14 protein-coding genes are annotated in these 13,043 nt (G+C 67.9%); 3 read left to right on the forward strand and 11 right to left on the reverse strand.

The features are described 5' to 3' along the window. Positions 1 to 17: 17 nt before the first annotated feature. The 9 genes from T8T21_RS00085 to T8T21_RS00125 all read right to left on the reverse strand — a co-directional run bounded on the left by T8T21_RS00085 (position 18) and on the right by T8T21_RS00125 (position 9,169). The gene (locus T8T21_RS00085; protein ID WP_322336302.1) at positions 18 to 1,028 is read right to left on the reverse strand and encodes a hypothetical protein; all 1,011 of its coding nucleotides are present in this window, start codon (positions 1,026 to 1,028) and stop codon (positions 18 to 20) included. 137 nt (positions 1,029 to 1,165) lie between these two features. After that, positions 1,166 to 3,364: a 3-hydroxyacyl-CoA dehydrogenase NAD-binding domain-containing protein gene (locus tag T8T21_RS00090; protein WP_322336303.1), complete on the reverse strand. Its 2,199-nt coding sequence runs from the start codon at positions 3,362 to 3,364 to the stop codon at positions 1,166 to 1,168. 52 nt (positions 3,365 to 3,416) lie between these two features. After that, positions 3,417 to 3,806 carry a hypothetical protein gene (locus tag T8T21_RS00095; RefSeq protein WP_183470784.1) on the reverse strand — a complete coding sequence of 130 codons (390 nt, stop codon included), beginning with the start codon at positions 3,804 to 3,806 and terminating at the stop codon, positions 3,417 to 3,419. Positions 3,807 to 3,912: 106 nt separating this feature from the next. Continuing rightward, on the reverse strand, positions 3,913 to 5,124 hold the full coding sequence (locus T8T21_RS00100; protein WP_322336304.1) for an acetyl-CoA C-acetyltransferase: 1,212 nt from the start codon (positions 5,122 to 5,124) through the stop codon (positions 3,913 to 3,915). Then, positions 5,121 to 5,768 (reverse strand): glutathione S-transferase family protein, encoded by a 648-nt coding sequence (locus T8T21_RS00105; protein ID WP_322336305.1) that lies wholly within the window; start codon positions 5,766 to 5,768, stop codon positions 5,121 to 5,123. Before T8T21_RS00105 ends, T8T21_RS00100 begins: the two co-directional genes overlap by 4 nt. 266 nt (positions 5,769 to 6,034) lie before the next feature. Beyond that, positions 6,035 to 6,247: a hypothetical protein gene (locus T8T21_RS00110; protein WP_085895624.1), complete on the reverse strand. Its 213-nt coding sequence runs from the start codon at positions 6,245 to 6,247 to the stop codon at positions 6,035 to 6,037. A gap of 58 nt (positions 6,248 to 6,305) precedes the next feature. Then, complete coding sequence (locus T8T21_RS00115; protein ID WP_322336306.1) at positions 6,306 to 8,084, reverse strand: acyl-CoA dehydrogenase C-terminal domain-containing protein; 1,779 nt, start codon at positions 8,082 to 8,084, stop codon at positions 6,306 to 6,308. Between the two features lie 111 nt (positions 8,085 to 8,195). Next, positions 8,196 to 8,594, reverse strand: coding sequence for a MerR family transcriptional regulator (locus tag T8T21_RS00120; protein WP_183470776.1), 399 nt, complete (start codon positions 8,592 to 8,594; stop codon positions 8,196 to 8,198). A gap of 200 nt (positions 8,595 to 8,794) precedes the next feature. Continuing rightward, positions 8,795 to 9,169 (reverse strand): MerR family transcriptional regulator, encoded by a 375-nt coding sequence (locus T8T21_RS00125; RefSeq protein ID WP_183470774.1) that lies wholly within the window; start codon positions 9,167 to 9,169, stop codon positions 8,795 to 8,797. A gap of 119 nt (positions 9,170 to 9,288) precedes the next feature. Here T8T21_RS00125 and T8T21_RS00130 point away from each other — a divergent pair, with 119 nt between their 5' ends. Genes T8T21_RS00130 through T8T21_RS00140 form a run of 3 tightly spaced genes read left to right on the forward strand, consistent with a single transcriptional unit; the run spans position 9,289 to position 11,556 of the window. Beyond that, positions 9,289 to 9,732: a PaaI family thioesterase gene (locus T8T21_RS00130; RefSeq protein ID WP_183470772.1), complete on the forward strand. Its 444-nt coding sequence runs from the start codon at positions 9,289 to 9,291 to the stop codon at positions 9,730 to 9,732. Further along, positions 9,729 to 10,235 (forward strand): PaaI family thioesterase, encoded by a 507-nt coding sequence (locus T8T21_RS00135; protein ID WP_183470770.1) that lies wholly within the window; start codon positions 9,729 to 9,731, stop codon positions 10,233 to 10,235. The genes T8T21_RS00130 and T8T21_RS00135 overlap by 4 nt, the downstream gene beginning before the upstream one ends. Next, the gene (locus T8T21_RS00140; RefSeq protein ID WP_322336307.1) at positions 10,228 to 11,556 is read left to right on the forward strand and encodes an MATE family efflux transporter; all 1,329 of its coding nucleotides are present in this window, start codon (positions 10,228 to 10,230) and stop codon (positions 11,554 to 11,556) included. Before T8T21_RS00135 ends, T8T21_RS00140 begins: the two co-directional genes overlap by 8 nt. Here the strand turns inward: T8T21_RS00140 and T8T21_RS00145 are convergent. Both T8T21_RS00145 and T8T21_RS00150 read right to left on the reverse strand, forming a co-directional pair. After that, positions 11,553 to 12,602 carry a quinone-dependent dihydroorotate dehydrogenase gene (locus tag T8T21_RS00145; protein ID WP_322336308.1) on the reverse strand — a complete coding sequence of 350 codons (1,050 nt, stop codon included), beginning with the start codon at positions 12,600 to 12,602 and terminating at the stop codon, positions 11,553 to 11,555. The genes T8T21_RS00140 and T8T21_RS00145 overlap by 4 nt on opposite strands. Further along, positions 12,599 to 12,937, reverse strand: a complete 339-nt coding sequence (locus T8T21_RS00150) for a DUF952 domain-containing protein (protein ID WP_183471196.1) — start codon at positions 12,935 to 12,937, stop codon at positions 12,599 to 12,601. Before T8T21_RS00150 ends, T8T21_RS00145 begins: the two co-directional genes overlap by 4 nt. Positions 12,938 to 13,043: the final 106 nt, after the last annotated feature.

The following is a 13,043-nucleotide window of genomic DNA, read 5'->3' on the forward strand; positions in this document are numbered from 1 at the left end:
GGGTAACGGGCCGGGGCTCAGCCCCGGCAGATGCCCTGCAGGCTGACCCAGTCGCCATCCGAGATCACCGGACCGGCGCTGCCAGCAGGCTCCGCAGCCACCAAGACAGCTGCGTCGAGCCCTGCGGCACCAGTGGCGCGGACCCAAGGCCCGATCGGCACGCCGGCTTCCGCGAATTTCCCCAGGAGCAATGTCTCGTCGGCGCGCGGCGTCGGCGTCACCGCGAGGTGACGGGCCTGTGCCTGCAGCTTTTCGGTCGGGATGTCGCCGGTGGTCAGCAGCCGCAGCACCGTGCCGAAACCGGCCTCGCGCAGCAGCGCGTCGAGCGGGTCGTGTTCATCTCGGCTGGCGGCCGTGGCCAGCACGTGGCCTGCAACCACGGCCGGATCCTCGGTCTCGGTCAGCAGCGTCTCGGGCAGCACGATGATCCCGCCGGGCAGGTAGAGCGGGCCTTCGAGCCCTTCCGGCACCACGACGATCTGGCCGCCGCGCCGGCCCAGAAGGCGGTCACGCAGCCGGTTCAACGCCTCGCTGCCCAGCGGATCGCGGCAGGTCGGCCCGGTGATCTCCTGTATCATGCCGAGCAGCGTCGCCCCGAACTCGCTGCGCTTGCCCGGTGGCACAACGCTCAGGGTCTGCTGCATCAGCGCGCCGGGCAGCCAGAACACCGCCAGCCCGATCGCGAGCGCGGTGCTGCCCCAGATAACGCCTTGGCGCAGGCGCCCCGGCCGGGGCTGCCGCGCGGCGACGGCGCGGCGCACCTTTTCCAGCGCGCCGATCATCGTGTCGTCTTCGATTTCGAGCGTCTCGCTGGCCTCGGCATCGGGGGCGTAGAGGGCAGGGCGCTGTCCGGGGTTGAGCCGATTAAGTGCGGGCAGTGACCAATGGGTGACCGGCAGGCCGCTATCGTCTGACAGGACCAACGTCGCCTCGCCAAAGGATACCGTGACGCCACGCGGCTCGGCGCCCGGTTCCGGATACCAGGTGCCGATCGTTTCCAGCCGGGCGAATTCCTTCAGTGCGGTCATCGGTCCTTTCGCGGCCAAACCCTTCCCGGCCTGCCGTTTGGCGCAACATAGCCCCCGCTCCGGGGGAGGAACAGGGGCCAAGCGTGGATCGGTTCCCGCCGAAGCGCGCATATCGCGGCGCTCCGGCGGGAAGTGGCTCAGGCGGCAGCCGCGCGGCCGTCGCCGTAGCGGCCGTAGAAGCTCTGCCCGCCATCGGCGAGCTCCCGCAGAAGCCCGGGCGTGGCAAAGCGGGTGCCGTGCCGCGCGGCGAGGCCGTCGCAGCGCTCCGCCGCGGTGCCGGCGCCGATCATGTCGAGCCAGGAGAACGGCCCGCCCGACCAGGGCGCGAAGCCCCAGCCGAGGATCGCCGCCACGTCGCCCTCGCGGATGTCGGTGAGAACGCCATCCTCGAAGGCGCGCACCGCCTCGAGCACCTGCGCGAAGAGCAGACGCTGCTGCACCTCGATGAGGTCGGGCTGCTCCGCCGCGACCGGGAAGCGATCCCGCAGGCCGTCCCACAGGCCTGTGCGCTTGCCCTTGTCATCATAGGCGTAGAAACCGGAATTCGACTTGCGCCCCATCCGGCCCTGGTCGGCCATCCAGAACAGCACCTCGTCCACCGCCCCGTCCGGATAGGCGTCGCCCATCGCGGCCTTGGTCGCCTTGGCGATCTTGACGCCCAGATCGATCGAGGTCTCGTCGACCAGCTGCAGCGGCCCGAGCGGCATGCCGACCAGACGCGCGGCGTTCTCGATCAGCGCGGGCTCGACCCCTTCGGCCACCATGCGGATGCCTTCGTTGATGTAGGGGATGATGCAGCGGTTGGCGTAGAAGAAGCGCGCGTCGTTGACCACGATCGGCGTCTTGCGGATCTGCCGCACGAAATCGAGCGCCTTGGCCACTGCCACGTCACCGGTTTCGCGACCCTTGATGATCTCGACCAGCATCATCTTGTCCACCGGCGAGAAGAAGTGGATGCCGATGAACCGATCGGGTCGCTGGCTGGCGCGGGCCAGCTCGGTGATCGGCAGGGTGGAGGTGTTGGTGGCGAAGATCGCGTCCTCGCCGATCACCGCCTCGACCCGCTGCGTCATCTCCGCCTTGACGCGGGGATCCTCGAACACCGCCTCGACGATCAGATCGCAGCCCCGGAGCGCCTCGATCTCGGGCGTCGCGTTGATCCGGCCCAGCACGGCTTCCTTCTTCTCCGGCGTCACCTTGCGGCGCTGGATGCCCTTGTCGAGAAGCCCCTCGGAATGGGCCTTGCCACGGTCGGCCGCCTCCTGGTCGCGGTCGATCAGCACCACCTCGATGCCCGCCAGAGCCGCGACATGGGCGATGCCCGCGCCCATCATTCCGGCGCCCAGCACGCCCAGCTTCCTGACGCTCTGATCCGGTGCCTCGGGCCGGTTGGCACCCTTCTCCAGCGCCTGCTTGCTCAGGAAGAGCGAGCGGATCATCGCCTCGGAGGAGGGGTTCATCAGCACATGTGTGAACCAGCGCGCCTCGATCCTGATCGCGGTGTCGAAATCGACCAGAGCGCCTTCATAGACCGCCGAGAGCAGCGCCTTGGCGGCCGGGTAGACGCCCTGCGTCTTGCCATGCACCATCGCGCTCGCGCCGACGAAGGTCATGAAACCCGCCGGGTGGTAGGGCGCGCCGCCGGGCATCTTGTAGCCCTTGGCGTCCCATGGCTTCACCAGATCGGCGTCCTTGGCGCTCAGCACCCAAGCCTTCGCGGCGGCGAGCGGGTCCTCGACCACCTCGTCGACGAGGCCGAGCGCCTTGGCCTTCTTGGGGTCGCTCAGCTTGCCCTCGAGCAGCAGGGGCGAGGCGCCCATCGCGCCCAGCTTGCGCACGAGGCGGGTGGTGCCACCGGCGCCGGGGAAGATGCCGACCATGATCTCGGGCAGGCCGATCTTGGCCTTCGGGTTGTCGGCCACGAAGATCCGGTGACAGGCGAGCGGGATCTCGAGCCCGATCCCCAGCGCGGTGCCGGGCAGGGCGGCGGCGATCGGCTTGCCGCCCTTGTTGGTCTTGGGGTCCATCCCGGCGCGCTCGATCTTGCGCAGCACGCCATGCATCCGCATCACGCCTTCGAACACGGCCTTCGCCGGCTCGTCGCCGCCAGCCTGCTTCATCCCGGCGATCACGCCGAGATCCATGCCGCCGGCGAAATCGGGCTTGGCCGAAGTGATGACGATGCCCTTCACGGCCTCGTCGGCCAGGGCCTCGTCGATCCGCGCCTCGAGTTCCTCGAAGCCCTGCATCGACATCACGTTCATGGAACGGTCCGGCACGTCCCAGCTAATGACGGCAACGCCGTCGGCGCCCTTCTCGAGGGTGAAATCGGTCATCACGACCTCCCGTTGGCAGGATATGTGGAAAGGGGGCGGCGTGCCGCCCGTGTCAGTCGGCCGGCTCCGGCGGCGCGCCGAACTCGATCATCTCGATCACCGGGCGCGGCTTGTCGAAGCGGCAGTAGTAGATCACGTCCAGGTCGACCCGGTCGTGCCCGTCGTTCTCGAAGCTGCGCTCGATCCAGACCCGGAACCGGCCCGAGCGGGGCAACTCCAGCGTGTGGATGCGCAGCCGGCTTTCCCGCATCTGCCGCTTGCCGAGATCGCGCTGCCAGTTCTGCAGCCAGCTGCGGTACATGTCGCGCGTGGCGAGCACCCGCATGCCGTCCCTGCCCTGCACAGGCAGGGGATAGGCGCAATCGTCCAGCATCTCCTCGATCCGTCCCTCGCGGAACAGCTGGGCATGATGCTCGATGAACTGCGACAGGGGACAACCCATGCCAAGAACCTTCACGCTTGGGAGCGGTCGAGATCAAACAGACATTAGTTCCCGGCGCAATCATGTCCATGCGGCGGCGCGCGCCAAGATGCGGTGCTGCCACGGATCAGACCCGCTCGATGATGGTGGCCGCACCCATGCCCGAGGCCACGCAGAGCGTGGCGAGGCCGGTGCCCTTGCCGGTGCGCTCCATCTCATCGAGCAGGATGCCGAGGATGATCGCTCCGGTTGCGCCGAGCGGGTGGCCCATCGCGATGGCGCCGCCATTGGGGTTGAGCGCCGCGGGGTCGATGTCGAAGGCCTGCTGGAAGCGCAGCGGAATCGCCGAGAAGGCCTCGTTGACCTCGAACAGGTCGATGTCGGAGATCGCCATGCCGCTGTCAGCGAGGATCTTCTCGGTCACCGGCACCGGGCCGGTCAGCATGATGGTCGGGTCGGTGCCGATCTTGGCGGTGGCGCGGATGCGTGCGCGCGGCTTGAGCCCATGCGCGCGGCCGAATTCCGCGTCGCCGATCAGCAGACCCGCGGCGCCATCGACGATGCCCGAGGAGTTGCCCGCGTGGTGGACGTGCTCGATCCGCTCCAGATGCGGGTATTTCATCAGCGCGACCTTGTCGAAGCCGGGCATCACCTCGCCCATCGCCTTGAAGGAGGGCTCGAGCGCGCCCAGCGCCTGCATGTCGGTCTGCGGCCGCATGTATTCGTCGCGGTCGAGAATGGTGAGGCCGTTGACGTCCTTGACCGGTACCACCGAACGGGCGAAGCGGCCATCATCCCAGGCCGACTTGGCGCGGCGCTGGCTCTCGACGGCGAAGGCGTCGACATCGTCGCGCGAGAAGCCGTACTGGGTCGCGATGATGTCGGCCGAGATGCCCTGCGGCACGAAGTAGCTCTTCATCGCGAGCGACGGGTCGACGGCGATGGCCGCGCCGTCCGAGCCCATCGGCACGCGGCTCATCGCCTCGACCCCGCCGGCGATATAGGCGCGGCCCGCGCCGGCGCGAACCTGGTTGGCGGCGAGGTTCACCGCCTCCATGCCGCTGGCGCAGAAACGGTTGATCGACAGGCCCGGAATGCGCTCGTCGAGCGAGGAGGCCAGCACGGCGGAGCGGGCGAGGCAGCCGCCCTGTTCGCCGACCTGCGTGGCGTTGCCCCAGATCACGTCCTCGACCGCATGGCCTTCCAGCCCATTGCGGGACGCGAGCGCGTCGAGAACGAAGGCGGAGAGCCGGAGGCTCGTGACCTCGTGCAGCGAGCCGTCCTTGCGGCCCTTGCCGCGCGGCGTGCGGATGGCGTCGTAGATATAGGCGTCGGTCATGTCGTCACTCCTTCCCGGTCGGCAGGCGATCCGGGCATCAGCTCGTATGGGTGTTTCCAGCCGGGCAGGGCCGCGATGCGGTCGAGCCAGCGGTCGATATGGGGATGCGCGGCCCGGTCGAAGCCGAAGGGCTCGGGGTAATAGAGGTAGCCGCAGCAGGAGAAATCGGCATTGGTCGGCCCATCGCCCACCAGCCAGTCGCGGGTCTCCAGCGCCCGGTCGAGCGTGGCAAAGGTCGGGGCGAGCCGTCCCTGCAGCCACTTGATCACCTGCTCTGGCCGCTTCTCGGGCGGCAGGAAGTTCATCAGGAAGCGCAGGCTTCCGGCCTGCCCGGAGAGCTTGTGGTTGTCCCACAGCACCCAGCGCAGCACCTCGCGCTTCTGCTCGGGCGTCTCGCCACCGAACTTGCCGGTACGTTCGCTGATCCAGTCCTGGATCGCGCCAGACTGGCTGAGACGGAGCCCGTCATCGGTTTCCAGCACCGGCACCTCGCCCATCTCGTTGAGCGCGCGGAACGCGTCCGAGCGGGCCGCGCCGGCGAAGAAATCGACCTTCACCGGCTCCCAGTCGACCCCCGCGAGGGTCATCGGCAGCGCCGCCTTGTAGGCGTTGCCGCTCTCGCCGAAGCAATGCAGTCGGATCATCTTACCTCCCCGGATCGTGGCGCCCGATCGTGATCGGGCCTCTGCGTGATTGAAGAATGATGAAGCGGGGCGGCCGCCTTAACGGATCGTCAAGCTTTGCCGTCCATGCTCCGTCTCGCGGTACAGGCTGGCGAGCCGATGACCGCGAGTGGTGAAGCCCGGACCCCGCATCGCTCATGGCGATCGACGCGGGGTTCGGGTGGAGCGCCGGCCCCTTCACCATTCTAAAAATACGCAATTCCTCCATCTGCCCTCCCGCGCAGGTGCTATCTCTTGCGCGCCTCCAGCTCCGCGTTGAACAGCCGCAGCCGGTGGCCGAACGTGTCCGCGTCGATGACGCTGTCGAAATTCTCGAACAGAAAGGAGAGCGCCTCGCCCTCGTCGAGGCCTGCCTCCCGCGCGAAGCGCTTCAGGCGGCGATAGCCGTCCTCGCTCATCGCGACGGGAAAGCGGCGGGTCAGCTTCAGGCGCTTGGGCATCTCGTCCTCCGGGTCCGTGGTCCGGGGCGAGCCTCGCCCCGGACGCGGCCCTCGTCCATCAGAAAGCGTCGGCCTCGAGCGCCATCACCGTCGCCGCGCCGCTCTGGATCCGGGCGAGATGCATCTTGGTCGCCGGCAGCTGGCGCGCCATGTAGTAGCGCCCCGTGGCGAGCTTGGTCTCGTAGAAGCCACGGTCGCCGGCGCCCGAGTCCAGCCCGGCCTGCGCCGCGCGGGCCATCCGGGCCCAGGTCCAGCCGAGGCAGACATGGCCCATCAGATGCATGAAGTCGGTGCTGCCCGCGAGCGCGGCGTTCGGATCCTTCATGCCGTTCTGCATGAAGAACATCGCCGCAGCCTGCATGTCCTTCGAGGCGGCCTTGAGCGGCTCGAGGAAGTCGCGTGCGAAGGCCTCGTCCCCGGCGTTCTCCTTGCAGAAGACCTTGATCTCCTCGATCAGGGTCATCATCGGCTTGCCGCCCTGCGCGGCCAGCTTGCGGCCCACGAGATCGAGCGCCTGCACGCCGTTGGCCCCCTCGTAGATCATGGCGATCCGGGCGTCGCGGACGAATTGCGACATGCCCCATTCCTCGATGTAGCCATGCCCGCCATAGACCTGCTGGGCCTGCACGCACATCTCGAAGCCCTTATCCGTCAGGAAGCCCTTTATGATCGGGGTGAGCAGCGAGATCATCGCCTCGGCTTCCGCGTCGCCGGTCTTGTGGCTGCGGTCGATCAGCATCGCGCCCCAATAGGTGAAGGCGCGCGCCGCCTCGTTGAAGCTCTTCTGATCCATCAGCGAGCGGCGGATGTCGGGATGCACGATCAGCGGATCGGCCGGGCCCTCGGGGTTCTTCGCGCCGGTGACCGCACGGCCCTGCAGCCGGTCCTTGGCGTAGGCGAGGGCGTTCTGGTAGGCGACCTCGGACTGCGCCCAGCCCTGCAGGCCGACGCCGAGACGGGCCTCGTTCATCATGGTGAACATGGCGCGCATGCCCTTATGCGCCTCGCCCAGAAGATAGCCCTCGGCTTCGTCGTAGTTCATGACGCAGGTGGCGTTGCCGTGGATGCCCATCTTCTCTTCGAGATTGCCACAGGCGACGCCGTTGCGTGCGCCGAGCGAGCCGTCCTCGTTGACGAGGAACTTCGGCACCACGAAGAGCGAGACGCCCTTGATGCCCTCGGGGCCGCCGGGGATCTTGGCCAGCACGAGGTGGACGATGTTCTCGGCCATGTCGTGCTCACCGGCCGAGATGAAGATCTTCTGGCCCGAGATCCGGTAGGTCCCGTCCTCCTGCGGCACCGCCTTGGTGCGCATCAGGCCGAGATCCGTGCCGCAATGCGGTTCGGTCAGGTTCATCGTGCCGGTCCATTCGCAGGAGCCGAGCTTCGGCAGCCAGCGGGACTTCTGTTCGTCGGTGCCGTGGATCTTGATCGCCGTATAGGCGCCGTGGGTCAGGCCCTGATACATGTTGAGCGCCATGTTGGCCGAGACCATCGGCTCGTTGGCGGCGGTATGCATCAGATAGGGCAGGCCCTGGCCGCCGAATTCCTCGGCGACGTCGATGGCGGTCCAGCCGCCTTCGCGGATCTTGTCGAAGGCCTCCTTGAAGCCCTTCGGCGTGCGCACCACACCGTTCTCGATCCGGCAGCCCTCGTGGTCGCCCACCATGTTCAGCGGCGCGAGGACCCCCGAGGAAAGCTTGCCTGCCTCCTCGAGGATCGCTGCGGTGAAGTCGGCGTCGAGATCCGCGTAGCCGGGGATGTCCTGCTCCGAGACCTTCAAGGTCTCGTGCAGCACGAATTGCATGTCGCGGATCGGCGCGGTGTAGCTTGGCATTCCCTGTCTCTCCTCCGGCGGGCCCATGGCCCGGTCTGGTCCGATGCGCGCGTCCCGGGCCTCCCCGTCCCGGACCGCGCCTGTCTCACATCGACCAGTAGGAGAGGGCGGTCAGGCCGCCGTCGCCCGTGCGCGCAGCTGGTTCAGCCGCTCCGCGCCCCATTGCATCTGCGACTCCAGTTCCCGGATCGCTTCGTCGAGCGCCGCGCGCTGCTCCTGCATCTCCTTGAGATGCCGCTCGGCCACCTCGTAGGTGCGCGCAAGCTGCACCTCCTGCTGGTCGTCGGTCTCGTAGAGATCGAGCAGCTGACGGATCTCTTCGAGGCTGAAGCCGAAGCGCTTGCCGCGCAGGATCAGCTTGAGCCGGGCCCGGTCGCGCCGGGTGAAGAGCCGCTTGGTGCCCTCGCGAATGGGAAACAGGAGCTCCTTTGCCTCATAGAAGCGCAATGTGCGGGGCGTCACATCGAAGCTGTCGCACATCTGGCGGATGGTCATGGTCTGGTCGGTCATTTTTTTTGAACCCTCGGTGTCCGGTCAGACGCTCCACCTGCAGGCTCTGAATCGACCTTACAAGCAAAGGTGACGCGAACGTAAACATGACGCGACGTCAGAGCAGGGATGACGAAAGGTCAAGAAAAATCCTATCTTTCCGGAGAAATTTTGTTCTCTTGGTCAAAAATCACCGCTCGCCTCATGGTTGAGGCAAAATTTTACTCTTCATCGAGAGAGTTGGCAGATTCGTCGCGAAGCCGGCGCAGATCGGCGATCGTGCGGTCGAGTTCGGCCCGCTGTTCGGACAGAACCTCGAGTTGGCGGTCGGCCATGCCCACCCAGGTCCGCATCTGCGCCTGCGTGCCTTCGGTCTCGTAGATCATCAGGAACTGCCGGATTTCCTCGAGGCTGAAGCCGAAGCGGCGCCCGCGCAGGATCAACGTCATCCGCGCCACTTCGCGCGGGCCATAGAACCGGGCGCGTCCCTCTTTCTGAGGTGCGAGCAGCTCGATGTATTCGTAGTAGCGCAAGGTCCGGGGGGTTACCTCGAAGCGCTCGCACATTTCCTTGAAAGTCATGGGGGTATCGGACATTTTTTGCGCTCCTTCGAGGCAGACTCTAGGCCTGCGATGCCGCGACGACAACACGGCTGAGACTGAGGTTCCGCGAAGATAACGCTTGCGACCCATCTTCGGATCGCCAAGCTGCGAACATGACCTCCGATCCCGATACCGACCTCGCGCGCGCGCAGAGTTTCATCGACGCCTTGCCGCATGCCCAGGCGCTCGGGTTGCGCCTCAAGGCCCTGGCCGATGGCCATGCCGCGATCGCGATGCCTTATGACGCCCGGCTCGTGGGCGATCCCGAAACCGGGGTGATACACGGCGGCGCGGTCTCGGCCTTGATGGACACCTGCGCGGGGGCGGCGGTCATGTCGCACCCCTCCGCCCCGGTCAGCACCGCCACGCTCGACCTGCGGATCGATTACATGCGTCCGGCAACGCCGGGCGAGACGATCACAGCGCGGGCCGAATGCTGGCACGTGACCCGTTCGGTCGCCTTCGTGCGGGCCGTGGCCTGCGACAGCGACGAGGCGCGCCCCGTCGCCACGGCGACCGGCGCCTTCACCCTCGAAGCCCGAAAGGCGAAGCCATGAGCCGCCCCCGTCCCGAGCCGGTGCAGGTGATCAAGACCCGCCGTGACGGCGCCTTGCAGCGCCTGGTCGACGGCATCCCCTACATCGCCTTTCTCGGCATTCGCTTCGAGCGGCATGGCGACGAGTTGACCGCCGTGCTGCCCTATGCCGACCGGCTGATCGGCAACCCGATGCTCCCGGCGCTGCATGGCGGCGCGACGGCGGCGTTTCTCGAGACCACTGCCATCGTCGAGCTGGCCTGGACCCGGATGTGGGGGCTGATCGAAGCGGGCACGCCCGAGGCGCAGGCCGAGGCCGAAGCCCGGCCGAACTGGCCGCGCACGATCGACTTCACCGTCGATTACCTGCGCTCGGGCTTGCCGCGCGACGCCTATGCACGGGCCCGGATCAACCGATCCGGCCGTCGCTATGCCAGTGTCCATGTCGAGGCGTGGCAAGATAACCGCTCGCGGCTTTTCGCGCAGGCGACAGGGCATTTCCTGATGCCGGGGCTGGATGGCTGAGGTCGCGGCGCCGCCGGACCGGCCGCTGAACCATCGGCGCGTGCTGAAGATCGCGCTGCCGATCGTTCTGTCCAACGCCACGGTGCCGATCCTCGGCGCAGTCGACACCGGTGTGGTGGGTCAGATGGGCGCTGCCGCCCCGATCGGCGCGGTCGGCATCGGCGCGGTGGTCCTCTCGGCGATCTACTGGATCTTCGGCTTCCTGCGCATGGGCACGACCGGGCTCGCCGCGCAGGCGCTGGGCCGGGGCGAGGGGGCGGAAGTCGCGGCGCTGCTGAGCCGCGCGCTGCTCATCGCCTTTGCCGCGGGGGCCGGGATCATCCTGCTGCAGGCGCCGATCTTCGCCCTGTCCTTCACCCTCGCGCCCGCCAGTGCGGAGGTCGAGACATTGGCGCGCGACTACCTCGCGATCCGGGTGTGGTCGGCCCCGGCCGCGATCGCGATTTACGGCCTCACCGGTTGGCTGATCGCGCAGGAGCGGACCAGCGCGGTGCTGGTGCTGCAGCTGTGGATGAACGGCGTCAACATCGCGCTCGACCTGTGGTTCGTGCTGGGGCTGGGCTGGGGCGTGTCGGGCGTCGCGACGGCCACCTTTCTGGCCGAATGGTCGGGGCTCGCTCTGGGCCTTTGGCTGTGTCGCGACGCCTTTCGCAACACGGCATGGCGCGACCGGGCGCGGGTGTTCGACGCGGCCCGGCTGCGACACATGGCGGCGGTGAACACCGACATCCTGATCCGCTCGGTGCTGCTGCAATCGATCATCATCAGCTTCCTGTTCTGGGGCGCGTCCTTCGGTGACGTGCCGCTCGCCGCGAACCAAGTGCTGCTGCAATTCCTCAACATCACCGCCTTCGCGCTCGACGGGTTCGCCTTCGCGGCCGAGGCGCTGGTGGGGCAGGCGATGGGCGCGCGCGCGGCGCTGAGGCTCAGGCGCGCGGCGATCCTGCCCTCGATCCAGGGGGGCGTGGTCAGCCTCGGTCTGGCGGCAGGGTTCGCGATCTTCGGGCCCGCCATCATCGACACCATGACCACAGCGCCCGAGGTGCGGGCGGCGGCGCGCGACTTCCTGCCCTGGATGGTGGCGACGCCGCTGTTCGGGCTGATCCCGTGGATGCTCGACGGGATCTTCATCGGCGCCACCCGAAGCCGCGACATGCGCAACATGATGGTGTTGTCGGCGGCGATCTACTTCGCCGCCGCCGTTCCGCTCACAGCGGCCTTCGGCAATCACGGCCTTTGGGCCGCGATGCTGGTGAGCTACGTGGCGCGCGGCGCGACATTGGCCGCGCGCTATCCCGCTCTGGAACGCGCCGCCGCCTAGAGCCAGTCGGCCCGGCCGGTGCCGACGGCCTCGGAGACGTTGGCGAAGCCGTCGCGCTCCAACAGCCGGTCGAGCCCATGCGCGATCTCGCCCGCGAGGCTGACGCCGCCATAGACCAGCGCGGTGTAGAGTTGCACGGCCGAGGCGCCAGCGCGGATCTTCTGATAGGCCTGCTCGGCCGAGCCGACGCCACCGACGCCGATCAACGGCAGAGCGGTGAGCGAGGACAAACGCGCCAACACCCGCGTCGATTTCTCGAACAGCGGCTGGCCGGACATGCCGCCCATGTTGTCCTTCTGGGGATCGCTCAGCCCCTCGCGCGACAGGGTGGTGTTGGTCGCGACGATGGCCGACACGCCCGTCTCCTCGGCCACCCGCGCCACGTCCTCGATCTCGGCCTCCGACAGGTCGGGGGCGATCTTGAGAAAGACGGGCAGGGGCCGCGACAGCCCGGCATTGGCTGTCATCACCCCGGCGAGCAGCGCCGAAAGCGCGGCGCGGCTCTGCAAGTCCCGCAGCTTCTCCGTGTTGGGCGAGGAGACGTTGACGGTGGCGAAGTCGAGATGCGGGCCGCAGCGTTTCAGCACCGTCGCGAAATCGGCTGCCCGGTCCTCGCTGTCCTTGTTGGCGCCGAGATTGAGGCCGATGACGCCACGCGGCCGCCGCTCCAACCGTGCGGCGATGGCCTCCATGCCCTCGTTGTTGAAGCCGAAGCGATTGATCGCAGCACGGTCGGCGCTGAGCCGCCACAGCCGCGGACGCGGGTTGCCCTCCTGCGGGCGGGGCGTCGCGGCGCCGACCTCGACGAAGCCGAAGCCGGTCTTCGACAGTGCATCGAGAGCAATGGCGTTCTTGTCGAAGCCGGCGGCCAGCCCGACCGGGTTGGGCAGGTCGATCCCTGCCACGCGGGTCGCGAGCCGCGCGCTCGTCACCGGCCCGCCCTTGGGGCCGAGGCCGGCCTTCAGCGCCTTGAGCGCCAGCCCATGCCCGGTCTCAGGATCAATCCGGTGCAGTGCCGCGAGGCCGATCTTTTCCAGCGCGCTCATGCCATGTCCTCCGGAAACTCGTGCCGACCGCCCGCGAGCGGAAGTTTCTTCGACCAGACCACCTCGGACCGCTTCAGCGGGCGGTAGAGATGCGGAAAGAGCTGCCCGCCGCGCGACGGCTCCCAGCGCAGGGCGTCGCCCAGATCGTCCGCCTCGATGGCGGCGAGCACCAGCCCGTCCTCGCCTGCGAAATGCTTCGCGGCGGTCTCGGGCGCCTGCGCGGCGGTGGAGAAATGGATGTAGCCATCGGCGAGGTCGACCGGCGCGCCGCGTGTCTCGCCCGCGAGGTCCAGATCGGCCCATTCGGGGGCGCGGAATATCTTGAAGATCAGCATGCGCGCTGCATGGCCGCAGCCCGCCGCGACGTCAAGCACAGCCGTCATGCGCCCGTCATGCCGCTAGGGCAGGGCAAGAGCGGCTTTGACAGGGACGCGCAGGCTG

This window comes from Limimaricola variabilis, from assembly GCF_034371605.1.
GTDB classification, from domain to species: domain Bacteria; phylum Pseudomonadota; class Alphaproteobacteria; order Rhodobacterales; family Rhodobacteraceae; genus Limimaricola; species Limimaricola variabilis.

Excerpts from the sequence above, each read along its gene's own strand:
- T8T21_RS00085 (WP_322336302.1), bottom strand. The coding sequence starts at position 1,028 with ATGACCGCACTGAAGGAATTCGCCCGGCTGGAAACGATCGGCACCTGG.
- T8T21_RS00090 (WP_322336303.1), bottom strand. The coding sequence starts at position 3,364 with ATGACCGATTTCACCCTCGAGAAGGGCGCCGACGGCGTTGCCGTCATT.
- T8T21_RS00095 (WP_183470784.1), bottom strand. The coding sequence starts at position 3,806 with ATGGGTTGTCCCCTGTCGCAGTTCATCGAGCATCATGCCCAGCTGTTC.
- T8T21_RS00100 (WP_322336304.1), bottom strand. The coding sequence starts at position 5,124 with ATGACCGACGCCTATATCTACGACGCCATCCGCACGCCGCGCGGCAAG.
- T8T21_RS00105 (WP_322336305.1), bottom strand. The coding sequence starts at position 5,768 with ATGATCCGACTGCATTGCTTCGGCGAGAGCGGCAACGCCTACAAGGCG.
- T8T21_RS00110 (WP_085895624.1), bottom strand. The coding sequence starts at position 6,247 with ATGCCCAAGCGCCTGAAGCTGACCCGCCGCTTTCCCGTCGCGATGAGC.
- T8T21_RS00115 (WP_322336306.1), bottom strand. The coding sequence starts at position 8,084 with ATGCCAAGCTACACCGCGCCGATCCGCGACATGCAATTCGTGCTGCAC.
- T8T21_RS00120 (WP_183470776.1), bottom strand. The coding sequence starts at position 8,594 with ATGACCGACCAGACCATGACCATCCGCCAGATGTGCGACAGCTTCGAT.
- T8T21_RS00125 (WP_183470774.1), bottom strand. The coding sequence starts at position 9,169 with ATGTCCGATACCCCCATGACTTTCAAGGAAATGTGCGAGCGCTTCGAG.
- T8T21_RS00130 (WP_183470772.1), top strand. The coding sequence starts at position 9,289 with ATGACCTCCGATCCCGATACCGACCTCGCGCGCGCGCAGAGTTTCATC.
- T8T21_RS00135 (WP_183470770.1), top strand. The coding sequence starts at position 9,729 with ATGAGCCGCCCCCGTCCCGAGCCGGTGCAGGTGATCAAGACCCGCCGT.
- T8T21_RS00140 (WP_322336307.1), top strand. The coding sequence starts at position 10,228 with ATGGCTGAGGTCGCGGCGCCGCCGGACCGGCCGCTGAACCATCGGCGC.
- T8T21_RS00145 (WP_322336308.1), bottom strand. The coding sequence starts at position 12,602 with ATGAGCGCGCTGGAAAAGATCGGCCTCGCGGCACTGCACCGGATTGAT.
- T8T21_RS00150 (WP_183471196.1), bottom strand. The coding sequence starts at position 12,937 with ATGCTGATCTTCAAGATATTCCGCGCCCCCGAATGGGCCGATCTGGAC.